10 protein-coding genes and 3 tRNA genes are annotated in these 26,489 nt (G+C 62.9%); 11 read left to right on the top strand and 2 right to left on the bottom strand.

All coding sequences use genetic code 11. The features are described 5' to 3' along the window. The first annotated feature begins 28 nt into the window (after positions 1-28). Positions 29-2,593 (top strand): ATP-dependent chaperone ClpB, encoded by a 2,565-nt coding sequence (gene clpB / locus G4G71_RS27740; RefSeq protein WP_169941863.1) that lies wholly within the window; start codon positions 29-31, stop codon positions 2,591-2,593. Positions 2,594-2,727: 134 nt separating this feature from the next. Here clpB and G4G71_RS27735 read toward each other — a convergent pair whose 3' ends face one another. Together G4G71_RS27735 and G4G71_RS27730 are read right to left on the bottom strand one after the other, a co-directional pair. After that, positions 2,728-3,081: a PilZ domain-containing protein gene (locus tag G4G71_RS27735; RefSeq protein WP_054909950.1), complete on the bottom strand. Its 354-nt coding sequence runs from the start codon at positions 3,079-3,081 to the stop codon at positions 2,728-2,730. An 11-nt stretch (positions 3,082-3,092) separates the two neighbouring features. Beyond that, positions 3,093-5,393, bottom strand: a complete 2,301-nt coding sequence (locus G4G71_RS27730; protein ID WP_169941861.1) for a DUF1631 domain-containing protein — start codon at positions 5,391-5,393, stop codon at positions 3,093-3,095. Positions 5,394-5,609: 216 nt separating this feature from the next. Here G4G71_RS27730 and G4G71_RS27725 point away from each other — a divergent pair. From G4G71_RS27725 to cyoB, 10 genes are all read left to right on the top strand, one after another. Beyond that, positions 5,610-5,685 (top strand) — tRNA-Asn (locus tag G4G71_RS27725). Positions 5,686-5,694: 9 nt separating this feature from the next. Then, positions 5,695-5,771 (top strand) — tRNA-Pro (locus G4G71_RS27720). Positions 5,772-5,777: 6 nt separating this feature from the next. Further along, a tRNA-Lys gene (locus G4G71_RS27715) sits at positions 5,778-5,853 on the top strand. Positions 5,854-6,212: 359 nt separating this feature from the next. Then, positions 6,213-16,205, top strand: a complete 9,993-nt coding sequence (locus G4G71_RS27710) for an Ig-like domain-containing protein (protein WP_169941859.1) — start codon at positions 6,213-6,215, stop codon at positions 16,203-16,205. 96 nt (positions 16,206-16,301) lie between these two features. Further along, positions 16,302-17,201, top strand: a complete 900-nt coding sequence (locus G4G71_RS27705) for an OmpA family protein (RefSeq protein WP_169941857.1) — start codon at positions 16,302-16,304, stop codon at positions 17,199-17,201. 271 nt (positions 17,202-17,472) lie between these two features. Next, a complete protein-coding gene (locus G4G71_RS27700; protein WP_169941855.1) occupies positions 17,473-19,662 on the top strand; it encodes a type I secretion system permease/ATPase in 2,190 nt (729 codons plus the stop codon). 10 nt (positions 19,663-19,672) lie between these two features. Continuing rightward, entirely contained in the window at positions 19,673-20,986 is a 1,314-nt protein-coding gene (locus G4G71_RS27695; protein WP_169941852.1) for an HlyD family type I secretion periplasmic adaptor subunit, read from the top strand. Between the two features lie 4 nt (positions 20,987-20,990). Further along, complete coding sequence (locus tag G4G71_RS27690) at positions 20,991-22,562, top strand: TolC family protein (protein WP_169941850.1); 1,572 nt, start codon at positions 20,991-20,993, stop codon at positions 22,560-22,562. Positions 22,563-23,506: 944 nt separating this feature from the next. Beyond that, positions 23,507-24,499, top strand: a complete 993-nt coding sequence (gene cyoA, locus G4G71_RS27685; RefSeq protein WP_169941849.1) for a ubiquinol oxidase subunit II — start codon at positions 23,507-23,509, stop codon at positions 24,497-24,499. A gap of 6 nt (positions 24,500-24,505) precedes the next feature. Further along, on the top strand, positions 24,506-26,488 hold the full coding sequence (gene cyoB / locus G4G71_RS27680) for a cytochrome o ubiquinol oxidase subunit I (RefSeq protein WP_169941848.1): 1,983 nt from the start codon (positions 24,506-24,508) through the stop codon (positions 26,486-26,488). The last annotated feature ends 1 nt before the right edge of the window (position 26,489 follow it).

The raw sequence follows: 26,489 nt of genomic DNA, 5'->3' as shown, positions 1-26,489 counted from the left end.
CCCGCTCTAGAAAGGAAGGACGACCCTCATGCGAATCGACCGTTTGACCAGCAAGCTCCAGCTTGCACTCTCCGATGCCCAGTCCCTGGCCGTTGGACATGACCACCCGGCCATCGAGCCGGTGCACCTGCTGTCCGCGCTGATCGATCAGCAGGGCGGCTCCATCAAGCCCCTGCTGATGCAGGTCGGCTTCGACATTCCCGCGCTGCGCTCCTCTCTTAATAAGGAGATGGATACGCTGCCGAAGATCCAGAACCCCACCGGCGACGTGAACCTGTCGCAGGACCTGGCGCGCCTGCTCAACCAGGCCGACCGCCTGGCCCAGCAGAAGGGCGACCAGTTCATCTCCAGCGAACTCGTGCTGCTCGCCGCCATGGACGACAGCACCAGGCTCGGCAAGCTGCTGACCAGCCAGGGCGTCTCCAAGAAGGCCCTGGAAAACGCCGTGACCAACCTGCGCGGTGGCGAGGCGGTGAACGACCCCAACGTTGAAGAGTCGCGTCAGGCGCTGGACAAGTACACCGTCGACATGACCAAACGCGCCGAGGACGGCAAGCTCGACCCGGTGATCGGTCGTGACGACGAGATCCGCCGCACCATCCAGGTCCTGCAGCGCCGGACCAAGAACAACCCCGTACTGATCGGCGAGCCCGGCGTCGGCAAGACCGCCATCGTCGAAGGCCTGGCCCAGCGCATCGTCAACGGCGAAGTGCCCGACGGCCTGAAGGACAAGCGCCTGCTGGCGCTGGACATGGGCGCTCTGATCGCCGGCGCCAAGTTCCGCGGTGAGTTCGAGGAGCGCCTGAAAGCCGTGCTCAACGAGCTGTCCAAGCAGGAAGGCCGGATCATCCTGTTCATCGACGAACTGCACACCATGGTCGGCGCCGGCAAAGCCGAAGGCGCCATGGACGCCGGCAACATGCTCAAGCCGGCCCTGGCCCGTGGCGAGCTGCATTGCGTCGGCGCCACCACCCTGGACGAATACCGCCAGTACATCGAGAAGGATGCCGCCCTGGAGCGTCGCTTCCAGAAAGTCCTGGTGGATGAGCCGAGCGAGGAAGACACCATCGCCATCCTCCGTGGCCTGAAAGAGCGCTACGAGGTGCACCACGGCGTCACCATCACCGACGGCGCGATCATCGCCGCGGCCAAGCTCAGCCACCGCTACATCACCGACCGCCAGCTGCCGGACAAGGCCATCGACCTGATCGACGAGGCTGCCAGCCGCATCCGCATGGAGATCGACTCCAAGCCGGAGGAACTCGATCGCCTGGACCGTCGCCTGATCCAGCTGAAGATCGAGCGCGAGGCACTGAAGAAAGAGGATGACGAGGCCACCAAGAAGCGCCTCGCCAAGCTCGAAGAAGACATCGCCAAGCTCGAGCGCGAGTACGCCGATCTCGAGGAAATCTGGAAATCGGAGAAAGCCGAGGTTCAGGGTTCCGCGCAGATCCAGCAGAAGATCGAGCAGGCCAAGCAGGAAATGGAGACCGCGCGGCGCAAGGGCGACCTGGAAACCATGGCGCGCATCCAGTACCAGACCATTCCGGACCTGGAGCGCAGCCTGCAGATGGTCGACCAGCACGGCCAGACCGAGAAGCAACTGCTGCGCAACAAGGTGACCGACGAGGAAATTGCCGAGGTTGTCGCCAAGTGGACCGGCATTCCGGTCTCCAAGATGCTCGAAGGCGAGCGCGAGAAACTGCTGCGCATGGAAGACGAGCTGCACAAGCGCGTCATCGGCCAGCACGAAGCCGTGGTGGCCGTCTCCAACGCCGTGCGCCGTTCCCGTGCGGGCCTGGCAGATCCGAATCGCCCGAGCGGCTCGTTCCTCTTCCTCGGCCCGACCGGGGTGGGCAAGACCGAGCTGTGCAAGGCATTGGCCGAATTCCTCTTCGACACCGAGGAAGCACTGGTGCGCATCGACATGTCCGAGTTCATGGAGAAACACTCCGTGGCTCGCCTGATCGGTGCACCGCCGGGCTACGTAGGTTATGAAGAGGGTGGCTACCTGACCGAGGCCGTGCGCCGCAAGCCATACTCAGTGGTGCTGCTGGACGAAGTCGAGAAGGCTCACCCGGACGTCTTCAACGTGCTGTTGCAGGTTCTGGAAGATGGCCGCCTGACCGACAGCCATGGCCGTACCGTCGACTTCCGCAACACCGTGGTGGTGATGACCTCGAATCTCGGTTCGGCGCAGATCCAGGAGCTGGTCGGCGACCGTGAGGCCCAGCATGCTGCGGTCATGGATGCGGTGAATGCGCACTTCCGTCCGGAATTCATCAACCGGATCGACGAAGTGGTGGTCTTCGAGCCACTGGCTCGCGAGCAGATTGCCGGAATTGCCAAGATCCAGATGGGTCGCCTGCGCAAGCGCCTGGCCGAGCGTGAGCTGAGCCTGGAGTTGAGTGATGAGGCGATGGACAAGCTGATCGCCGTCGGCTTCGACCCGGTGTATGGCGCGCGGCCGCTCAAGCGTGCGATCCAGCGCTGGATCGAGAACCCGCTGGCGCAACTGATCCTGGCCGGCAAGTTCAACCCCGGCGCGAAGATTCACGCCAAGGTCGAGAACGACGAGATCGTCTTCTCCTGATCCCCGCCCCACGAAAAAGCCGCCCTTCGGGGCGGCTTTGGGCTTTATGTAGGAGCGAGCTTGCTCGCGAACACCCCCGCTGCGGGGCCGATGGTTCGCGAGCAAGCTCGCTCCTACATAAAGAGTCCTGAGCGTCAGCCAGGCTCGCGGTCGCCACCGAGCATTAGCAGCAACTGCTCGACCAGTTCAGCCTGGTCCTCGGCGATATCGATGATATGGAAACCCGCCCAGCCCAATTGGCCGTCGGTGCCGGCTCGGCTCCACAGGCAGTCCGCGCCCAGATGGATTTCGCCGATCTCGTCCAGCGGCGGTGCCGGCACGAGCTGGCAATCCCAGACGGAATCGGCCTCCGGGACGTCCACGCCACAAAGCATGAACCCTTCGGCAGAGAGGTCCGCGAGTCGACCCAGGCTGCGCCCGGTATGGCGGTCGAAGACTTCCACGGTCAGCCCGGTCTGTTGCCGGCTGTGCTGGCGACGTTCTCCCATCGACTGCTTCCTCAGGTCTGTGCCGGGCTGCGCCCGGAGGTAAAGCGTTGCAGGACCCGGTAGATCGCATTCAAGGCGCGATCCATCAGCGGGGCGGACTGTTCCGTCGGTACCAGGCGGACCTTGCCCGCTTCCATCTCCTGGGCCAACTGCACTATCGGTTTGACCGCCACTCGCTGCCCGGTGTGGTCGACGAACATATAGTTGCGCGTGGTCGGGCTGAACCACGAAAGCTTGAGCCGGCGGGCCGGGGTGGTGTCGCTGAACTCGAACCAGGTGCCGAACTCCAGTTGGCTCAGCTCTTTCATCAATACCCGCACGCGCTCGGAGAGCGCCTCGCTATCGGCCTTGACCAGCGTGTGCCCCTCTGCGCCAAGCATGGCGCCCAGCGGGCTTTCCGGCAGTTCCTGCTTGAGTTGTGCGGCGATCTGCGGCTTCTGCGCCTGAATCGCGTGCTGGCAGGCGACCAGGTCCTGCAGCAGTCGGCGGATTCCGTCCTCGTGGTAGCCGCCCAGCACCTCCAGCCCCTTGCGCAGGTCTTCCAGCAGGGCCAGGCGGATCGCTTGCAGATGATCGCGACCGTCGGCATCCAGCGGCGTCACGCTCCAGGCCAACTGCTCGCCCACCTCGCAGGCGCGCCTCCATTCGTCGCTGTGCTCTCCGCTGCGCAGGACGATGAAGGTGAGAGCATCACACCAGCTCATTTCGAGGAAACTACGCACCAGCTCCGGTAGTTCGCGCTCGTGGGTCACCTTGGTAATGGCGTCCAGCGCCTGCTCCCGTGCGGCGAGGAGGCGGTCGCGACCGCGCGCGGCCTCCATGGCGCGGCGCTCGCGCAACTCGACCTTCTGTCGCAGGTTGGTGACGTATTCGTTGAAGTCGCCCAGCAGGGTGTCGAACAGCGACAGGTTGCCGACGAAGTCCTGGATCACCCGCTCGACCACCCAGTGCATCTTCGCCAGCAGTGCGCGCTCCTCGCCCTCTCCGCCGTAGAGCACGCCGGCCTGGGCCATGGCGTTGAGCAGCTTGCGAGCCGGATGGTGGTGCTGGGTGAACAGTTGCTTGTCCAGCAGCGCCACCTTGAGGAAGGGCGTGTGCAGGTGGGAAAGCGTGGTCTTGCAGCTGTCAGGCAGGTTTTCATCATCGAGGATGAAGTCGAAGACCATGCCCACCAGGTCGATGACGTCGGCTTCCTGGTCGGTCAGCCGAGTGTTCTTCGGCTGGGCGCTGCCGGCTTCCAGCTGGCGCTGCAGGTCGGCCTTCAATGCATCGACCGGCTGCGGCTGGCGCAGGCGCTGGGCCAGTTCCTGGGCCGATTCGCGCTGCAGCCGGTTCAAGGCTTCCAGTAGCTCGTTGGCGCTGTAGGTCGTCGTGGCGGAGCTCGGGCCGAAGCTGACAATGCTCTGGGTGTTGCCGAACAGCGTGGCCTTGTCTCCGCGTCGGCGGCGTTCGGCAAGCAGCACGGCGAGGCCGCCGAACAGCGCATTGCGGTCTCCGGGCGGCATTTCCGGCAGGTCGCCGGTGGCATAGCTCTGTGGTGGCAATGGATTGTCGTTCGTCGCCCCTGCGTCTTTCTCCTGTGTCACGGAGCGGGACGTCGGCACAGACGCCGAGCGCTGCCCCTGCGGGCGGTACTTGAGGTTCGGCAGGACGCCGCCGTCGGCCAGCCGCTTGTTCAGCTGTTCATAGAGCGGCTGAAGATGCTGCATGACCTGCTGATCGAACAGGACATACAGGATGGTCTTGATGCGTAGAGGGAAAGCGCTGCGTGCCAGGGTGTCGCGGAACGCCTGGGCAACGGCGTGCGGGCCGAAGGGGTTGCGGTCCTCGCCCAGCTTGCTGCCGTTGTTGAGCAGCGCCAGGCGTTGATCGAGGGCGAACAGCAACTGGGCACAGTGGGCGCGTACCTGGTTGACCATATTGGTCACCAGGAGCGTCTCTTCATATTCGTCGTTACCGACCAGGGTCAGCTGGTCCATGTCCAGTTCTTCCAGCGGCTCGGCGGTAGGCAGCTTGCCTTCGAGGAAGTCGCTCAGGCCCTGGGCGATACGCTGGTGGTAGAAACGCTCAAGGTTCGGTCTTTCGCGACGGACTTCGCGCATGGCGTCGAAGAACAGCGCCTGGACCTGATTGTTCTCGGCTTTTTCCGCGCATTCGAAGAGTGTGTCGTCCACCTGGGCGAAGACATTGCCCAGGAGCTCGGCGATGTGATTCATCGCCAACTGGCGGCAGCCCTGGACCAATTCGCCGAAGCGGGGCTGGATGACCCGGCTGGCGATCGGGGAGGGTGGTGGGGTGTCCTTGCTGCTCATGGCCATCCTGTGCGTGATCGTTCCGTTTACACCCGCGGTGGATCACTCGTGTTTTTCCAAGCAGATATAGCAATCAGCCTGGTCCCTGCAAAGCGAAGAAAAACTTTTTGGATCAGAGTGTTGACAGGCGTTTCGATATACGTAAAATGGCGCGCCTCTGATACGGGATTCCGGTGAAGCCGGAAGCGAAGTGGAAGAGATTGAAAGGTTTTTCGTTCCGCGATAGCTCAGTCGGTAGAGCAAATGACTGTTAATCATTGGGTCCCTGGTTCGAGTCCAGGTCGCGGAGCCAACTTTCAAACGGGGTATAGCGCAGTCCGGTAGCGCGCTTGCTTTGGGAGCAAGATGTCGGGAGTTCGAATCCCCCTACCCCGACCAAATTTTGGGTCGTTAGCTCAGTCGGTAGAGCAGTTGGCTTTTAACCAATTGGTCGTAGGTTCGAATCCTACACGACCCACCATATTTGGATCGCAAAAATATTGTGGTCCGGGCTTGAAAATAAGCCTACTGAAAAAGCCCACCTCGCGAGGTGGGCTTTTTCGTTTCTGCTATTTTTTCCTCTCCCGCCGTATTCGCCCGGCGCTTCGGGCGTCCCTGGCTTGTCCTACAGACTGCCAGCGCCGTTGCGTCGTCCCCCGTGAACCTGTCCTGCTGCTTTGTCGCTTGACGCTCTGGGCCGCTTCGTACGAGCGGGAAGGGGCGAAGTGTAGGCTTATCAGATTATCCGCGCGGGGCATCAGATCAGTCTGATCTGGAAGTTCGCAGCAGAAATTTATCCTCCCCACCTCATGGTTCTGTGTCCCCAAAGGTGGGTTTTTTATGTCAGTTGAAAAGGTTGGCTTGATCGCCGTTGCCGAAAACGCAGCCCAGCGGGTTACGTTCAAGGAAGGCGGCAAGATCAAGGCGAAAATCGGTACCCGGTATCTGCTCAAGCTCGATGACAGCGACGTTGCTCCCGAAAACGTCACCGTCAAGCGCGAGGGCAAGGATCTCCAGGTGTTCTTCGAGGGCAGCGACAAGCCTGACCTCACTATCCAGGATTTCTTCGCCGACGGCATGGATTCGCAGCTTTATGGCGTTTCCGAGAACGGCCAGATGTACGCGTATGTGCGTACCGATGGCGAAGGCTTCTACGGCCAGCTGATGCTCGCCGATGGCGAGCAGGCCCCCATTGCCCTGGGCGGCAATCCGCTTGGTGCGGTGCCGGTGGTCGATGGCGAGATCGATGAGAGCGGCGGCTTCCTGCTGTGGCCGCTGCTGGCTGGTGCCGGCGTGCTTGCTGCTGGTGGCGCGGCCTATGCTGCCCACAGGGATGATCAAAAGCACCACCATTCCACAAAGACCAGTCCGAGCGTCAGCGACACCAAGGTCACCGACAATGTCGGCCCGATCACCGGTGATCTGGTCAATGGCCAGGAGACCGACGACAGCCGCCCGACCATCTCCGGCGGCGGTGTCCCCGGTGCGATCATTCACGTCCTCGACAATGGCGTGGAAATCGGCACCGTCAATGTAGGGCCGGATGGCAAGTGGGAATATGTTCCCACCAGCGACCTTAGCGATGGCAACCACAGCATCGACATCGTCCAGGAAGTGCCGGGCAACAAGCCCAGCGAGCCGATCCACGTGATCGACTTCTCCGTGGATACCCTGCCGCCCGCTGCTCCCACCGCTGAGATCTACGGCGGCCTCAATCACGATGGCCAGTACCTGGTGCCGGATAACGATCCGATCATCCATGGCACGGGCGCGCCCGGCGACACCATCATCGTCATCTTCCCCACCGGCGAGGCGGTGACCGTCATTGTCGACGAGGATGGCACCTGGGTAGCACCGCCTCCCCAGAACCCGCTGATCGATGGCCCGACTTCCATCACGGTGATCGAACAGGACCCGGCCGGCAACCAGACGGTCGTCATCCTCCCTGTCGTCATCGATACTACCGCGCCGACTCCGCCCAAGGTCTGGCTGGACGATGCGTCCGATACCGGCATCAAGGGTGATGGCATCACCAGCGACACCACTCCGACCATCGATGGCAAGACCGAGCCGGGCGCAGAAGTCACCGTGACCTTCCCGACGGGCGAGGTCATCACCGTCGTTGCCGACCAGAATGGTGACTGGAAGGTGACCCCGACCCAGCCGCTGGGTGAGGGTGACAACGAGATCAGGATCATCGCCACCGATCCGGCAGGCAATGCCAGCGATCCGACGATCATCACCGTGGACATCAATACTTCGATTCCGCCCAAGCCGACGTTCGGTCCGGATGGCACCCTGTCCGAAGTCTATGACAACGTCGAGCCGAAGGTCGGCGACCTGCAGAGCGGCGAGAGCACCAACGATACCCGCCCGACCTTCTCCGGCAACGGCGAGGCCGGCGAGATCATCACCCTGTACGACAACGGCACGAAAGTCGCCGAAGTGGTCGTCGGTCCGGATGGCAAATGGAGCTACGAAGCACCGGAAGACCAGGCCCTGTCCGAAGGTGAGCACAGCATTACCCTCAGCGTGACCGATGTCGCCGGCAACACCAGCCCGATGTCGGACCCGTTCGTGGTCAATGTCGACACCACCGGCCCCGATGCACCGAAGGCCTGGCTGGACCCGGATTCCGACACCGGCATCAAGGGCGATGGCATCACCAACGACCCGCTGCCGACCATCGATGGCAAGACCGAACGGGGCGCGGAGGTCACTGTGACCTTCCCGACGGGCGAGACCATCACCGTCGTTGCCGACGATAATGGCGACTGGAAGATCACTCCGACCAAGCCGTTGCCCGAGGGTGACAACGAGATCATCGTCATCGCCACTGACGAGGCCGGCAACCCCAGCAACCCGACGGTCATCTCCGTGGGCATCGATACCACCCCGCCGGATTACTCCAAGCTGGCCATTACCGGTGTAATGGACCAGGTGGGGCCGCTCACCGGCAACATCGTCGACGGTGGCAGCACCGATGACACCCGCCCGGTGATCAGCGGTACCGGTACCGCCGGCGACACCATCACCGTGTTTGCCAAGGACTCGACTGGCAACCATCCGATCGGCACCACCACCGTCAAGGCAGATGGTACCTGGTCGCTGCAGCCGGATTCCAAGCTGGTCTCTGGCCTGAACGACCTGACCGCCGTGGAGAGCGACCCTGCGGGCAATGCCACCGATCCCAGCGCGAAGTACAGCTTCACCCTGGATACAGGCAGCCCGTCCGTTCCGACGATCGAAAGCGTCTTCGACGATGTAGGGCCGTATACCGGCTTCCTGCAGAAAGGCGACGTGACCGACGATACCCAGCCGACCTTCAAGGGCACCGCAGATGCGGGCAGCACCATCAAGCTGTACGACGGCAGCACCCTGATCGGTAGCGGCAAGGCCGATGCCTCGGGTCATTGGGAAATCACCACCAACGTACTGGCTGACGGTCTGCACAACGTCACCGCCACTGCCACCAATACCGTGGGCCAGGTCAGCGAGCCGACCGGTATCTGGAACTTCAGCACCGACACCAGCAAGCCGGGCAACGTCACCGACCTTGTGGTCATGGACGATGTTGGCGCGCAGACTGGTCCGCTGCACGCAGGCGACACCACCGACGACAGCCGTCCGACCTTCAGTGGCGGCGCGGAAGCCGGCGGCAAGGTCATCATCTACGACAACGGCAGCAAGATCGGCGAAGCCGATGTGGGCACCGACGGCAAGTGGAGCTTTACGCCGGGCAGCGACCTTTCCGAGGGTAGCCACGCCTTCACCACGGAAGTGGTGGACAAGGCCGGTAACGGCAGTGGCCAGAGCGCTCCGCTGAACGTGGTGGTGGACACCAGCACGGTCGACGTGAGCATCACCCACGTGATCGACGCGGTGGGCAGCATCACCGGCGACATCGCCGCCAATGGCGTGACCGACGACACCCGTCCGGAAATCCAGGGCAAGGGCAAGGCCGGCGCGACCATCACGGTCTTCGATGGCAGCGTTGCGCTGGGCACCACCACGGTGAAGACCGATGGTACCTGGACCTTCAAGCCGAGCACTGCTCTTGCCGAGGGGCCGCACAGCATCAAGGCCGAGTCTAAGGACCTGGCGGGCAACACCAGCGATTCGTCGCTGTTCAAGTTCAGCGTCGACATCACGCCGCCGGCCAAGCCGACCATCGGTGAGGTAATCGATGACGTGGGCGCCATCCAGGGCCCGATCGCCAACCATGGCGTCACCGACGACCCGACCCCGACCCTGACGGGCGAGGCCGAGGCTGGCTCGAAAGTTGTCATCTATGACAACGGTGCAGTGCTGGGCAGCGTGATCGCAGGCGCAGACGGCAAGTGGAGCTACACGCCGACCACCGGTATCAGCGAAGGCGAACACAACTTCACCACCGATGCGACCGACAAGGCCGGCAACACCAGTCCGAAGTCCGACGTGTTCACCATCACCACCGACTACACCCCGCCGGATGCCAGCAAGCTGGCCATCACCGGCGTGCTGGACAGCGTGGGTGAGATCACTGGCAACATCACCAGCGGCGGCGTTACCGACGACTCGCGTCCGGTGATCAGCGGTACCGGTACGGCTGGCGACACCATCACCGTGTTCGCCAAGGACAGCACCGGCAACCATCAGATCGGCACCGCGATTGTCGACGCCAACGGCAAGTGGACTCTGCAGCCTACGGCTGCACTGGTCTCGGGCCTGAACGACCTGACCGCCGTGGAATCCGACCCGGCCGGCAACGCCACCAGTCCGAGCGCTAAGTACAGCATCGACGTCCAGACGGGCAGCCCGTCCGTTCCGACGATCGAAAGCGTCTTCGACGATGTAGGGCCGTACACCGGCTTCCTGCAGAAGGGCGACGTGACCGATGACAGCCAGCCGACCTTCAAGGGCACCGCGGATGCCGGCAGCGTCATCAAGCTGTACGACGGCAGCACCCTGATCGGCAGCGGCAAGGCCGATGCCTCGGGTCATTGGGAAATCACCACCAACGTACTGGCTGACGGTCTGCACAACGTCACCGCCACCGCCACCAATACCGTGGGCCAGGTCAGCGAGCCGACCGGTATCTGGAACTTCAGCACCGACACCAGCAAGCCGGGCAACGTCACCGACCTCGAGGTCATGGACGATGTTGGCGCGCAGACTGGTCCGCTGCACGCAGGCGACACCACCGACGACAGCCGTCCGACCTTCAGTGGCGGCGCGGAAGCCGGCGGCAAGGTCATCATCTACGACAACGGCAGCAAGATCGGCGAAGCCGATGTGGGCACCGACGGCAAGTGGAGCTTTACGCCGGGCAGCGACCTTTCCGAGGGTAGCCACGCCTTCACCACGGAAGTGGTGGACAAGGCCGGTAACGGCAGTGGCCAGAGCGCTCCGCTGAACGTGGTGGTGGACACCAGCACGGTCGACGTGAGCATCACCCACGTGATCGACGCGGTGGGCAGCATCACCGGCGACATCGCCGCCAATGGCGTGACCGACGACACCCGTCCGGAAATCCAGGGCAAGGGCAAGGCCGGCGCGACCATCACGGTCTTCGATGGCAGCGTTGCGCTGGGCACCACCACGGTGAAGACCGATGGTACCTGGACCTTCAAGCCGAGCACTGCTCTTGCCGAGGGGCCGCACAGCATCAAGGCCGAGTCTAAGGACCTGGCGGGCAACACCAGCGATTCGTCGCTGTTCAAGTTCAGCATCGACATCACGCCGCCGGCCAAGCCGACCATCGGTGAGGTAATCGATGACGTGGGCGCCATCCAGGGCCCGATCGCCAACCATGGCGTCACCGACGACCCGACCCCGACCCTGACGGGCGAGGCCGAGGCTGGCTCGAAAGTTGTCATCTATGACAACGGTGCAGTGCTGGGCAGCGTGATCGCAGGCGCAGACGGCAAGTGGAGCTACACGCCGACCACCGGTATCAGCGAAGGCGAACACAACTTCACCACCGATGCGACCGACAAGGCCGGCAACACCAGTCCGAAGTCCGACGTGTTCACCATCACCACCGACTACACCCCGCCGGATGCCAGCAAGCTGGCCATCACCGGCGTGCTGGACAGCGTGGGTGAGATCACTGGCAACATCACCAGCGGCGGCGTTACCGACGACTCGCGTCCGGTGATCAGCGGTACCGGTACGGCTGGCGACACCATCACCGTGTTCGCCAAGGACAGCACCGGCAACCATCAGATCGGCACCGCGATTGTCGACGCCAACGGCAAGTGGACTCTGCAGCCTACGGCTGCACTGGTCTCGGGCCTGAACGACCTGACCGCCGTGGAATCCGACCCGGCCGGCAACGCCACCAGTCCGAGCGCTAAGTACAGCATCGACGTCCAGACGGGCAGCCCGTCCGTTCCGACGATCGAAAGCGTCTTCGACGATGTAGGGCCGTACACCGGCTTCCTGCAGAAGGGCGACGTGACCGATGACAGCCAGCCGACCTTCAAGGGCACCGCGGATGCCGGCAGCGTCATCAAGCTGTACGACGGCAGCACCCTGATCGGCAGCGGCAAGGCCGATGCCTCGGGTCATTGGGAAATCACCACCAACGTACTGGCTGACGGTCTGCACAACGTCACCGCCACCGCCACCAATACCGTGGGCCAGGTCAGCGAGCCGACCGGTATCTGGAACTTCAGCACCGACACCAGCAAGCCGGGCAACGTCACCGACCTCGAGGTCATGGACGATGTTGGCGCGCAGACTGGTCCGCTGCACGCAGGCGACACCACCGACGACAGCCGTCCGACCTTCAGTGGCGGCGCGGAAGCCGGCGGCAAGGTCATCATCTACGACAACGGCAGCAAGATCGGCGAAGCCGATGTGGGCACCGACGGCAAGTGGAGCTTTACGCCGGGCAGCGACCTTTCCGAGGGTAGCCACGCCTTCACCACGGAAGTGGTGGACAAGGCCGGTAACGGCAGTGGCCAGAGCGCTCCGCTGAACGTGGTGGTGGACACCAGCACGGTCGACGTGAGCATCACCCACGTGATCGACGCGGTGGGCAGCATCACCGGCGACATCGCCGCCAATGGCGTGACCGACGACACCCGTCCGGAAATCCAGGGCAAGGGCAAGGCCGGCGCGACCATCACGGTCTTCGATGGCAGCGTTGCGCTGGGCACCACCACGGTGAAGACCGATGGTACCTGGACCTTCAAGCCGAGCACTGCTCTTGCCGAGGGGCCGCACAGCATCAAGGCCGAGTCTAAGGACCTGGCGGGCAACACCAGCGATTCGTCGCTGTTCAAGTTCAGCATCGACATCACGCCGCCGGCCAAGCCGACCATCGGTGAGGTAATCGATGACGTGGGCGCCATCCAGGGCCCGATCGCCAACCATGGCGTCACCGACGACCCGACGCCGACCCTGACGGGCGAGGCCGAGGCTGGCTCGAAAGTTGTCATCTATGACAACGGTGCAGTGCTGGGCAGCGTGATCGCAGGCGCAGACGGCAAGTGGAGCTACACGCCGACCACCGGTATCAGCGAGGGTGAGCACAACTTCACCACCGATGCGACCGACAAGGCCGGCAACACCAGTCCGAAGTCCGACGTGTTCACCATCACCACCGACTACACCCCGCCGGATGCCAGCAAGCTGGCCATCACCGGTGTGCTGGACAACGTCGGTGATGTCACCGGCAACATCGGCAACGGTGGTCTCACTGACGATTCGCGTCCGGTGATCAGCGGTACCGGTACGGCTGGCGACACCATCACCGTGTTCGCCAAGGACAGCACCGGCAACCATCAGGTCGGCACCGCGATTGTCGACGCCAACGGCAAGTGGTCGATGCAGCCTACGGCTGCACTGGTCTCTGGCCTGAACGACCTGACCGCCGTGGAGTCCGACCCGGCCGGCAACGCCACCGATCCGAGTGCGAAGTACAGCATCACGCTGGACGCGTCGACGCCGAGCAACCTCGCCACCATCACCGGGATCACCGATGACACCGGCATTTCCGACCACGACTTCATCACCCGGGATCAGACCCTGGCGATCAGTGGCAAGGTCGACACGGCGCTCTCGGCTGGCGAGAAGGTGCAGTTCTCTGCGGATGGCGGTCTCACCTGGAAAGACGCAACGCTGAACAGCGATCGTCTGCACTGGTCCTACGACAACACCGCGGTGACCCTGGCTTCCGGTACCTACCTCTTCGAGGCCCGCGTGGTCAGCCAGACCGGCATCGCCGGCGCTGTCACGACCCAGCAGGTGATCATCGATATCTCCGGGCCGAGCAACACCACGACGATCGACCTGGATCCGTCCAGCGACTGGGGCGACTATAACGACGACAACATCACCGGCGACTCCACGCCGACCATCAACGGCAAGGTGACTGCGGGCAGCGATGCCTTCGACAAGCTCACCGTGACCCTGTTCGATGACAAGAACAACGATGGCAAGCTGGGGGCGGGCGACACCGTCTTCGTCAGTGGCGTCAAGGTCAACGCCGACGGCACCTGGACAGTGGACCTGCCGAGCCTCAAGGACGGCACCTACAAGCTCAAGGCCGTGGTGGTCGATGAAGCGGGCAACGTGCAGACGCCGGACGCCGGCAAGCTGATCGGCGCCCATGGCGGCACCGATGACCTGGTGATCAACAGCAACATGCGCAGTTCGCTGGTCGGCGAGAAGCCGGGCGACAACGCTGGCTGGCTGATCACCAACGTCGGCGACTTCAACGGCGACGGCATCGATGACTTCTTCGTCACTGCGCCCAATGCCGGCAATGACCTCGGCAGGTCCTACCTGATCTACGGTGCGGCCGGCGGTCTGCCGAACCTGGGGAACCTCGGCGCGCTGCGTCCGGATCAGGGGCTGATCATCACCAACACCGACAGCCGCTTCACGCAGGAAGGCATGGTGGCTTCGGCGCTGGCTGACTTCAACGGTGACGGTTACGCCGACATCGCGGTGGGCAGCCACTACCAGGACAGCATGTATGTGCTCTTCGGTGGCCCCAACGGCAGCTACACCAATGGCACACTGGACCTCAAGTCGATCAACGACGGGGACAACAGCCACGGCTTCATGATCTCGACCCGCAACCCGGTCACCGGTCACGGCGCCGACTCCTGGATGTTCTTCGGTTCGGCAGGCGGCGACATCGATGGTGATGGCTACACCGACCTGATCTTCAGCAACTGGGGCGGCTACACCAACGGCTCCGCGGGCTGGAAGCAGGGCTCGGTTCAGGTCATCTACGGTGGCGCCACCCTGGCCGACGGCAAGCCGTGGCAGAACATCTACATGAAGTACGTCGGGACCGATAACAAATACCCCGACACCTTCGTACCCACCACGGACCTGGCCAAGGAGACAGTCACTTCGGACGTACGCACTACCACATTCGCCCTGGCAGCTGGCGACAAGCCGGCGATGGGCCTGTACATGGGCACCGTCGGCGATATCAACGGCGATGGCATCGAGGACATGTTCTTCGAGGGTAACGATGGCACCACCAGCTACCTGGTCTATGGCAAGGCGGGTGGCTTCGATACCACGATGGACCTGGCGAAATTCCGCGATGGCATTGACGGCGTGCGCTTCGTCACCGCCGACAACAACATGCTGGTGGATCGTTGGTATGGCTACCACCCGGTTGCCCGCCTGGGCGACATCAACGGCGATGGCGTGGACGACTTCGCGTTCGGCATGCCGAACGCGGGTATCGACCGTACCGTGGTCATCTACGGCAAGAAGGGTGGCCTCGACGTTACCCAGCCGATCGGTCTGGCCAACTCGGCTACCGGTGCTGTTCCGGCCGGTACCCGCGCACTGACCAGCGCCGATGGCTTCACCATCCTCAATGACAAGTCCACGACGTCCAAGTGGGTCGATGCCAACGAGTGGTTCGGCGCCGGCATTATCGGTGGCGGAGATGTCAACGGTGACGGTATCGCCGACTTCATCATCGGTGCGCCGAAGGTGACTGCCAACGGCAAGAGCGAGTGCGGGGCGATCTACGTCATCTACGGCCGTGAGGAGAACTTCACCAACGGCGTTCCGGCGATCTCGATCACTGATCTGATCAGTGACCCGAGCAAGGGCTATGTCCTTTACGGCCAGACGGCCGGCGAACACCTGGGGCAGTCCGTGGCCATGGGTGACTGGAACGGCGACGGCATCATCGACATCGCCGGTAGCGCTCCGACCAGCAATGCCTTCGGGACCAACCCGGATGGCAGCGTCGACAAGACTCATGGTGGCAACACTTCCGGCGCGGCGTACATCTACTACTCGAAGGCCGACTTCACCAAGATGTACACCACCGGGGACGACGTGATCATCGCCGATGGCAAGGGCCTCGACGGCCAGGCAGTCGACCACAACCTGATCCTGGGCGGTGCCGGCAACGACACCATCCTGAACATCGGCAAAGGCGACTTCGCCAACGGCGGTTCCGGTAACGACACGATCCACGTCGTCTCCCTGGACTTCCGCGCGGTGGATGGCGGCACTGGTACCGACACCCTGGTGCTGGACGGCAGCGGCCTGAACCTCAACCTGGGCGCCATGCAGGCCAGGGTCATGAACTTCGAGAAGTTCGACCTGGGCAGCGGTGGCAACTCGATGACGGTGAAGCTGGATGACGTCCTGCGCATGGGCGAGACCGACATGGTGTTCAAGGATGGCAAGAAGCAGATGGTGATCGATGGGCAGAACGGCAGTGTCGACCTGACCAAGACCGGTATCACCTGGACCGAGTCCACCGCCAGCAGCGATGGCCATAGCTACAAGGTCTACAGCTACGGCTCCGCTGAATTGCTGATCGAGGACAAGGTGCAGGTCCACCTCGTCGGCTAAGGCCCGGCCGGAGTGCGGAAGCTTCCGCACTCCGGCACTCCCACCCGTTTCAATTGAATATCCCGTCGCGAAAGCGACGGGTATCGGAGATTTTCAATGGTCAATTCCCTTTCCAGGCCGCTGCGCAATATCGCCGGCCTGAGCGTCCTGGTTGTCGCCCTCGGCTTCGCTACGGATGCCCTGGCGCAGAACGATTCCATCTACGGCAATACCTACAGCCCGGTAGGCAGTGTGGTTCCGGAGCAGGCCCAGGTAGTGCTCTATCGCGCCCTCGGCGAAGGCCGCGAGGCCAACCATGTGTACGTCGACGGCGAGTTGCAGAGCGCGCTGATGCCCGGTGGCTACACCGTGTTCTGCCTGGCTCCCGGCCGCCACTCGCTGGAAACCTACGTGGGCGACGCGCCGCAATATGCTGGCAAGCGCAACCCGAGCACCTATGCCGATTTCGTCGGCGGCAAGAGCTACTTCCTCAAGACGCCGGCCGAAGGCACCGCGAAAGTCCCTGCGGCGCTCACTCGCGTTGCCGCCGAGCAGGAACTGCAGGGGCTGCGTCAGCAGACCCACGTGCTCAACCGTGCCAGCGCCACCGTGGCCTGTGCGACGGCGACCAAGCTGAGCCTGCGTGGCGATGTGCTGTTCAAGTTCGGCAAGGGCTCCTACAACGACCTCACGGCCCAGGGCCATGCGGAGCTGCGCAAGGTTGCCCAGCAGATCGGTACCCAGACCGGCGCCATCGAGAGTATCGAGGTGGTGGGGCACGCCGATCCCATCGGCAATGCGCAGGCCAACCAGCGTCTGTCGCTGCAGCGTGCCGAGAGTGTGCGTCGTGTACTGCTCGAACTGGGTGTCCAGAGCGACCTGGTGCAGGCCAGCGGGCGCGGCAGCAGCGAGCCTGTGGTGCAGTGCAACAGTGGTTCGCGCAGCAAGCGCATTGCCTGCAACGCGCCTAACCGCCGCGTCGAGCTGATGATTCGCAGCGTTCGCGGCGACAGCTAAGCAAGCGTCGTGTTTCCGCCGGGGCCGGACTTCGTCCGGTTCTGGCGGTTTTCGCCTGGCCTGAGTCTTTTCCCTCCCTCCCAGCGGCGCCCGCCGCTCCCGCGCTGTTCGCCTGCCCTGACAGGCATTTCCCTCGCTTAAAGCGGCAGTGAAGTTCCTGTCTGTCGGTAGACAGAAAGATACGTCAGGCCAATCAGGTTTTTCCTATGCCGCCCGAAACGGGCCGTTTCTACCATGCGCATGCCTCTTCTTCCTCATCGTAGGTGCCTTGATGAATCCCTCTGCGTTATCCCCTTCCGCCACGGTGGATCTGGGCGTTTCTTCCGAGAACGACAGCCTGCTGGCGGGGGTGCAATGGTTCTGCGCCCATTACGACAAGCCGGCGACCCTCGAGTCGCTGTATGCCGGGATGCCGCGTGACCAGCGACTGAAGCCGAGCCTGGTGGTGCGCATGCTGGAGCAGGCCGGTATCGGTGCCGGTTGGGTCAAGCGCCGTCCTGCAGAGTTGTCGTCCTACCTGTTTCCGCTGATGCTGCTGTTCAAGAATGGCGAAGCACGCATTCTGGTGGCTCGGCATGGCGATCAGTTCGAACTGATCGTTCCCGAGGCGGGCGGCGGTACCATCACCCTGAGTGCGGAGGAGCTGCAGGAAAACTACCTGGGCTATGCATTGCTGGTGCGGCCGAAGGCGGCGCCGGATGCGCGCACGGAGATTCCCGAAGGGGAGGGCAAGGGCCACTGGCTGTTCTCCACCCTGTGGAACTACCGGCGCTACTACTACAGCGCAGCCCTGGCGACTTTCCTGATCAACATCCTGGCGCTGTGCAGCACCTTCTTCATCATGAACGTGTACGACCGGGTCGTACCCAACCAGGCCTTCGTCACGCTCTGGTCGTTGGCAATTGGCGTGATGGTGGCGATCGGTTTCGAGTTCACCTCACGGCAGACCCGCGCCTACCTGCTCGACACGGCCGGCAAGAAGGCCGACCTGATACTCGGTGCCAAGCTGTTTCGCCAGCTGCTGGAAGTGCGCCTGGAGCACAAGCCGCCGTCGGCCGGCTCCTTCGCCAACCAGTTCCGTGAATTCGAATCGGTGCGCGACTTCATCACCTCGGCGTCGCTGGCGACACTGGCGGATCTGCCGTTCTGCCTGCTGTTCATCTTCGTCCTGTTCCTGATCAGCGGTCCGCTGGCGATGGTGCCGCTGGCCTCGATGATCGTGCTGCTGGGCGTCTGCACCTACATCCAGCTGCCGCTGTCGCGGCTTATGAAGGAGAACCTGCGTGAGGCATCGCAGAAGCATGGCCTGCTGATCGAGTCCATCGAAGGCGTGGAGACGCTGAAGGCGACCCATGCCGAGGGCAGCATGCTGCGCCGCTGGGAAGACTTCAGCGCGCAACTCGCCGCCTCGTCGATCAAGACCAAGGCGCTGTCGAACCTGGCGGGCAACTCGGTTTCGCTGATCAGCCAGATGACCACCGTGGCAATCGTGCTGTGGGGCGTCTACCGGATCGCCGATGGTGACCTGACCCAGGGCGCGTTGATCGGTACGGTCATGTTGACCAGTCGCGCCATCGCGCCGCTGGCCAGTGCGGTGGGCCTGGCGGTGCGCTACCAGCAGGCGAAGACGGCGTTGAAGTCCCTCAATCAGCTGATGGAAATCCCCACGGTGCGCGAGAACGGCCGCCGCTACCTGCAGTCGCCCAAGGACGCGACGCTGTCCATGCGCAGGGTGAAATTCTCCTATCCGGCACCGCCGATGCAGCCCAAACCGACCGTGCTGAACAACATCAGCCTGAACATCAAGCATGGTGAACGCGTCGCCATCGTCGGCAGCATCGGCAGTGGCAAGTCCACCCTGTTGCGAGTGCTGGCCCGCCTTTACCAGCCGGTGGAAGGCCAGGTGATGATGAACGGCATCGATGCCGAGCAGATAGACCCGGCGGACTGGAGTGCTGCGGTGGGCTTCGTCGGCCAGGACGCGCGACTGTTCTATGGCTCGCTGCGGGAGAACCTGCTGATTGGCAACCCGTCGGCGACCAGCGAGGAGCTGATCCACGTGGTGCAGCTGACCGGCCTGGCGTCCGTGGCGAGCAGCCATCCCCTGGGCTTCGATCGCCCCGTAGGCGAAATGGGCCAGGCGCTGTCCGGTGGGCAGCGGCAACTGGTTGCCCTGGCGCGCTCGCTGCTGCTGCACCCTCAGGTACTACTGCTCGACGAGCCCACCAGCGGCATGGACATGCAGACCGAGCGGATGTTCTTGCAGCGCCTGGAGCACGCCACCAAGGGCCGCACGTTGGTGGTGGTAACGCACCGCTTCTCGGTACTCGAGCAGATCGACCGACTGATCGTCCTGGACGCCGGGCAGATCGTCGCCGATGGCCCCAAGGACGAAGTGCTGCGCGCTCTGCAGACCAACCAATCCCAGACCGAGCCGAACAAGGCTGCGGTCCACTCCTGAAGAGCCGATCATGACTGACTCCCCAATCAAGGCCGGAGTGGTGCCGGCCGGTACGCCGCCCACCACGCTGCCTGCCAAGAGCGAAACGAAAGCGCTTGCGCCCTACGCCAAGGAAGTGGCGCGGCTGCGCGAAAACGACATCGCCTACGTGGCGGACCTGCAGGCGGCGCTGATCTCCCAGAAAACCACCGCCAGCACGATTCTCCTGATGCTGATCGGCGCGATCTTCTGCGGAACGCTGGTGTGGGCCTACTTCGCCCGCGTCGAGGAGATCACCCGTGGTGAAGGCAAGGTCATTCCTTCCAGCCGCGAGCAGGTCATCCAGAGCCTGGAAGGCGGCATCCTCGAACAGATGAACGTCCGCGAGGGCGACGTAGTGGAGGCCGGCCAGGTGCTCCTGAAGATCGACCCGACCCGTGCCGGCGCGAGCTTCCGCGAGACAGAGTCCAAGGTGCTGGCCTTGAAGGGCCAGTTGGCGCGCCTGCGTGCCGAGGCGTATGGGCAGAAGCTGAGCTTCCCGCCGGATGTTCAGGCTGTGCCGTCGATCGTCGATTCCGAGACCGAGGCGTTCAACGCTCGCCGGCAGATGCTCGACGAAGGCTTGTCCGGATTGCAGAGGAGCCTGTCGCTGGCGGAAGGCGAGCTGAGTGTGTCGGAAAAACTCGCCAAGAAGGGCCTGATCTCCGACGTCGAGATCCTGCGGATGCGCCGGTCGGCCAACGAACTGCGCATCCAGATGAGCGAACGGCGCAACAAGTACCGCTCCGACGCCAACGCCGACCTGACCCGCACGGAGAGCGAACTCGCGCAGTCCGTCGAGAACCTCGCCGGGCGCGAGGACGTGATGAAGCGCACCACGATCACCGCGCCGATGAAGGGCATCGTCAAGAACGTCCGGGTCAACACCATTGGCGGTGTGATCCGCCAGGGCGACGACATCATGGAGATCGTTCCGCTGGAAGACCAACTGCTGGTGGAAGCGAAGATCCTGCCCGCCGACGTCGCCTTCCTGCGTCCCGGCCTGCCCGCGACGGTGAAGATCTCGGCCTATGACTACGCCATCTACGGCGGGCTCAAGGGCAAGGTCGAGCTCATCAGCCCCGACACCATCAAGGATGAGGAAAAGTCCCGCCAGGGGCGTCCGGATACTTATTACCGGGTGCTGATCCGGACCGACGAAGCCGAACTGGTCAAGGGCGAAAAGCATTTCCCGATCATCCCGGGGATGACCGCGACCGCGGACATCCGCACCGGCGAGAAAACCATCCTGGATTACCTACTTAAGCCCGCGCTCAAAGCACGCGAGGCGTTCCGCGAGAGATAATGAAATGAAACCGTACAAACCCTCGAAATCCGACCGGAAACGGTCGTGGCTCAGCGGCTCGGCCCTGGCCGTTGCCCTGGCTTCGCTCTCTGCCGTTGCCGCTCCTGTGGCACTCGCCGCGGACGATGACTCGGAGCTGCTGAGCTTCCAGTCCAAACCTGCTGCCACTGCGAGCTCCGTCAATCAGCCTGCTGTGGTGAAGCCTATTGGCAGCGGTGCCAAGGCGCCGGCCCCGGTCGACAGGAAAACCTTTGCCGCCAGTACGCTGGACCTGTCGCTGCCAGCCTCGCTGGCGAGCAATCCACGCCAGGCGACAGGCCTCGCCGGTACCTCGGCGGTGGGCGCCGATCTGCAGCTCTCCACCCTGGAGTACATCCGCAACATGGTGGGTACCGCGCTGAGCATCAGCCCGGAAATGAAGCAGGCTTCCGCCTCGCTGGGCGCCGCTCAAAGCGACGTTGACCAGGCGAAGGGCGCGCGTTGGCCGCAGGTGCAACTGGGGCTGAACTCGCCGACCTATCGGACCAAGAAAGAAGACGGTGACGGTGATGGATCGGGGTCCTCGGTACAGGTGGTGACGCCGGTCTACGACTTCGGCGCCATCCGCAACACCATCGATAGCCGCAACAAGACCGCGAACGCCCAGGAGCAGGCGATGGAGCAGGCACGGGTAACCGTCGCCTACAACACCGTTGCCTCGTTGCTGGAACTCAGCCACCAGCAGGAAGCCCTGAGTGTCACCGACCAGTACGTGGCGCGTATGCGCGAGCTGGTGGACATGCTGTCGCAGATTTCCCAGGTCGACCCGGGGCGGCGCAGCGAAGTGGTGCAGGCGCGTTCCCGCCTGCTGCAGGCAGAGACCGCTCGCGCCAACGTGCAGGCCAAGCTGCAGCAGGTGAAAACCAGCTTGGCCAAACTGGTCAGCGAAGACGTCGAGGTACCTGCCAGCGTGAAATGGGAGTGGACCCCGATGAACCTCGACAAGGCCCTCAAGGATATGCAGGAAAGCCCGGCCATCCAGCAGTCTCGCTGGGAAATGGATGCCGCTCGCGCCAACGCCGAGTCCGTCAAGTCATCGCAGCTTCCGGCGCTCAACTGGGTGGTCGGTCGAAACACCGGGAATGACGTGTTCAGCAACAATGAACCCTGGTCGACCGGCCTGGCCGTACAGTGGAACGCGTTCCAGGGTGGCGCGGGCAGAGCTGCACAGCGTGCCGCCTACCAGCGTGCCGATGCAGCCGAGCAACGCATGGAAACGGCGCGCCGTGAGGCGGAGTACCAGATTCGCAATCTGGCCGAACAACGCGATCTTGCGGTTACTCGAATCTCGGAATTCGACTCCCTGCTGAAAGAGTCCGATGGCGTGCGCAAAATGTTCTATGACCAGTGGTATCACCTGGGCAAGCGCACCCTGCTGGATGTGCTGATCGCCGAGAACGACTACTACTCGGGGCAGGTCCAGGCCATCGATAACTTCTACGCCAGCAAGTCGGCCGACCTGCAGATCCGTTCGGAAGCCAGTGGCCTGCTGGCGTGGCTGGCGGTAGATGGCGAGCGCCCGGCCACGCAACGTTGATTGCCCGAGTGCCTGCGTCTTCGACCACTGGCGGCGAGCCTTGTCGGCCGCCGCCAGTGGTTTCGCTGACACCTCTGTTCGCCAGCTGTGGAGCACGCTCGTGCAAGGTCATCGACCTGCTCATGTCGCGCTCGCTGGCGGGAGAAAAATGAGCTCCGGACAGGGCTCATCCGGAAACAACCTGCATTGATTGAGCGCAGCAAATCGCTCCGATGCGGCGATATGTCGCAACGCGAAATGCCCCCTTCACCCCCTCGAAAATAACCGTGAGCGCAACATTGATCCGGGCGTTGTGCGAACGTGCGCACGGCCCTCTCGCGGTAATTTCCTTTGTCCTGCAGCCCCTTTGTTCCGGCCTTTGCAGCCCTTTTGAGGGATGTGGATAACATCTCCTGGCAGGGAGCTGGACGGCTCTGTTCGACCGTCGGGTCGAGCAGGGAACGCTTCGGACTGTTTCCTGGTTTGAGAAAATATCTTGTTAAAAATGGGGGGCTGGGGCCTTGAAAGGCGTTTCTGAAATGCTTTGTAATACCCGCCGTCCATTTCCTACCCCCAAATCGCTGAGTCGCACTGACGCAAGTCATTGTCAGTGTTCACCCTTCGGTGCAGCGGCATAACAACAGGGGGCTGCCATCGGTGGGCTCCTGTCATCTGACGAGTCGGGCAATCCGCTCGTGCAATCGGTGTGCGACGCGCGTGCTTCAACAAGCCGCCAGTCCAGACACCACACGCTGAATACTCACGGAACGAATCAGCTGACGAAATCGGTTTCGCATCGCGAAGACCGGGCGACCTCCCTTTGCCTGGAATCCGTGCGGCCGCGTTCGTGAATCCATGACAGCCCTGGCAGGCGGCTTGGAAAAGTCGCGGGTAACGAGTCGTCGAGCAGTACATGGCGAAGACTCGTGGGCGGTGAAGCGATTTTCATCCACTAAGGCCGCAAGATGAAAAAAGAGCAGTACACAGGAATTTTGAAGAGACTGGCGTGGCTGCCGATGCTGATGCTCGGTGGTTGCAACATGGCGCTGTTCGACCCGAAAGGGCAGGTCGGCGCTGACGAGAAGTCCCTGATCATCACGGCAACCCTGCTGATGCTGATCGTGGTGGTGCCGGTCATCCTGATGACCTTCGGGTTCGCCTGGAAATACCGGGCTTCGAACACCAAGGCCACCTACATGCCGGACTGGTCTCACTCGACCAAAATCGAGCTGGTGGTATGGCTGGTTCCCTGCGTGATCATCGCCGTGCTCGGCTGGATCACCTGGGAAAGCACCCACAAGCTGGACCCGTACCGTCCGCTGGACTCCGAGGTCAAGCCGGTGACCATCCAGGCCATCTCGCTGGACTGGAAGTGGCTGTTCATCTACCCGGAACAGGGCATCGCCACCGTCAACGAAATCGCCTTCCCGAAAGACACCCCGGTGAACTTCCAGATCACCTCGGATTCGGTGATGAACTCGTTCTTCATCCCGCAGCTGGGCAGCCAGATCTACTCCATGGCCGGGATGCTCACCAAGCTGCACCTGATCGCCAATGAAGAAGGTGTGTTCGACGGCATCTCCGCGAACTACAGCGGCGGCGGTTTCTCGGGCATGAAGTTCAAGGCCATCTCCACCTCCGAGCAGGGTTTCCAGGATTGGGTTGCGAAGGTCAAGGCCTCGCAGCAGACCCTGAACCTGGATCAGTACCCGGAGCTGGTGAAGCCGACCGAGAACGTCCCGGCGACCTACTTCGCAACCGTCAGCCCCGAGCTGTTCTCCCACGTGCTGAACAAGTGGGAACACGCCGGCCACGCAATGGCCAAGGCGCACGAGGCCAAAGAACAGGCCGAGAAGGGCGAACACGGCGAAGCGCATGAAGAGGCCGCCATGGCGGGCCACGACATGAGCAACATGCAAGGCATGCCTGGCATGCAAATGAATCCGAGCCAGGAGTAACCGCAGATGTTCGGGAAACTGACACTGTCGGCCGTGCCGTATCACGAGCCGATCATCGTCATCACGCTGGCTGTCGTCGCCCTGGCGGGCCTCGGTGTGTTCGGCGCGATCACTTACTACCGCAAGTGGACTTACCTGTGGACCGAATGGCTGACGTCCATCGACCACAAGAAAATCGGCGTGATGTACATCATCGTCGCCCTGATCATGCTGCTGCGCGGCTTCGCCGACGCCATCATGATGCGCGGCCAGCTCGCCCTGGCTGAAGGCGCCAACCACGGCTACCTGCCGCCGGAACATTACGACCAGATCTTCACCGCTCACGGCGTGATCATGATCATCTTCATGGCCATGCCCTTCATGACCGGCCTGATGAACCTGGCCGTGCCGCTGCAGATCGGCGCGCGCGACGTGGCGTTCCCCTTCCTGAACTCCCTGAGCTTCTGGCTGCTGGTCGTCAGCGCCATGCTGGTGAACGTCTCGCTGGGCCTGGGTGAATTCGCCCGTACCGGCTGGGTCGCCTACCCGCCGCTGTCCGAGCTGGCCTACAGCCCGGGCGTGGGTGTGGACTACTACATCTGGGCGCTACAGATATCGGGTATGGGTACCTTGCTCACCGGCATCAACTTCCTGGTGACCGTGTTCAAGATGCGTACCCCCGGCATGAAGCTGATGCAGATGCCGATCTTCACCTGGACCTGCACCTTCGCCAACATCCTGATCGTTGCGTCGTTCCCGATCCTGACCGCGGCCCTGGGCCTGCTGTCGCTGGACCGCTACTTCGACATGCACTTCTTCACCAACGAGCTGGGCGGCAACGCCATGATGTACATCAACCTCTTCTGGGCCTGGGGCCATCCTGAGGTGTACATCCTGATCCTGCCGGCTTTCGGTATCTTCTCCGAAGTCACCGCGACTTTCGCTGGCAAGAAGATGTTCGGCTACACCTCGATGGTGTGGGCGAGCGCCGCGATCACCTTCCTCGGCTTCACCGTCTGGCTGCACCACTTCTTCACCATGGGTTCGGGCGGCGACGTCAACGGCTTCTTCGGCGTTGCGACCATGCTGATCTCCATCCCGACCGGGGTGAAGCTGTTCAACTGGCTGTTCACCATCTACCGTGGCCGCCTGCGCTTCGACACCCCGATCCTGTGGACCCTGGGCTTCATCGTCACCTTCACCATCGGTGGCATGACCGGCGTTCTGCTGGCCATCCCGGGCGCTGACTACCTGCTGCACAACAGCCTGTTCCTGATCGCCCACTTCCACAACACCATCATCGGTGGTGCGGTGTTCGGCTACCTGGCCGGCTTCGTCTTCTGGTTCCCGAAAGCCTTCGGCTTCAAGCTGGACGAGAAGTGGGGCAAGCGCTCCTTCTGGTGCTGGCTGGTCGGCTTCTACATGGCCTTCATGCCGCTGTACATCCTCGGCTTCATGGGCATGACCCGTCGCCTGAACCACTACGACAACCCGATGTGGAAGCCGTACCTGGTCGTGGCGTTCTTCGGCGCCGTGCTGATCTTCCTCGGCATCGCCTGCCAGCTGATCCAGCTGCTGGTGTCGATCAAGAACCGCGAGCAACTGGCCGACCTGACTGGCGACCCGTGGGGTGGCCGTACCCTGGAATGGTCCACTTCCTCGCCGCCGCCGTACTACAACTTCGCCGAACTGCCGAAGGTCAACGACATCGACGCGTTCCACGACATGAAGCAGACCGGTACCGCGTACCGCAAGCTGCCGGCCTACGCGCCGATCCACATGCCGAAGAACACCGCCGCTGGCTTCTCCATCGCCGTGTTCGCCTTCCTCTTCGGCTTCGCCGCCATCTGGCACATCTGGTGGCTGGTGGGTGTTGGTTTCGTCGGCATGATCGCCTCGGTCATCGTGCGCAGCTACATCACCGACGTGGACTACTACGTCCAGCCGGATGAGATCGAGCGCATCGAGAACGCCAACTTCCAGAAACTCGCCACCGCGCAGCAGGTATAAA

This window comes from Pseudomonas multiresinivorans (assembly GCF_012971725.1).
Lineage (GTDB): Bacteria > Pseudomonadota > Gammaproteobacteria > Pseudomonadales > Pseudomonadaceae > Pseudomonas > Pseudomonas multiresinivorans.
The sequence above is the reverse complement of the archived record's forward strand: the minus strand, read 5'-3'. Positions and strand labels throughout refer to the sequence as shown.

What these genes read in the sequence shown, in the direction of transcription:
- cyoA (WP_169941849.1), top strand. Translation starts at nt 23,507, where the DNA reads ATGAAAAAAGAGCAGTACACAGGAATTTTGAAGAGACTGGCGTGGCTG.
- clpB (WP_169941863.1), top strand. Translation starts at nt 29, where the DNA reads ATGCGAATCGACCGTTTGACCAGCAAGCTCCAGCTTGCACTCTCCGAT.
- G4G71_RS27730 (WP_169941861.1), bottom strand. Translation starts at nt 5,393, where the DNA reads ATGAGCAGCAAGGACACCCCACCACCCTCCCCGATCGCCAGCCGGGTC.
- G4G71_RS27695 (WP_169941852.1), top strand. Translation starts at nt 19,673, where the DNA reads ATGACTGACTCCCCAATCAAGGCCGGAGTGGTGCCGGCCGGTACGCCG.
- G4G71_RS27710 (WP_169941859.1), top strand. Translation starts at nt 6,213, where the DNA reads ATGTCAGTTGAAAAGGTTGGCTTGATCGCCGTTGCCGAAAACGCAGCC.
- cyoB (WP_169941848.1), top strand. Translation starts at nt 24,506, where the DNA reads ATGTTCGGGAAACTGACACTGTCGGCCGTGCCGTATCACGAGCCGATC.
- G4G71_RS27735 (WP_054909950.1), bottom strand. Translation starts at nt 3,081, where the DNA reads ATGGGAGAACGTCGCCAGCACAGCCGGCAACAGACCGGGCTGACCGTG.
- G4G71_RS27700 (WP_169941855.1), top strand. Translation starts at nt 17,473, where the DNA reads ATGAATCCCTCTGCGTTATCCCCTTCCGCCACGGTGGATCTGGGCGTT.
- G4G71_RS27705 (WP_169941857.1), top strand. Translation starts at nt 16,302, where the DNA reads ATGGTCAATTCCCTTTCCAGGCCGCTGCGCAATATCGCCGGCCTGAGC.
- G4G71_RS27690 (WP_169941850.1), top strand. Translation starts at nt 20,991, where the DNA reads ATGAAACCGTACAAACCCTCGAAATCCGACCGGAAACGGTCGTGGCTC.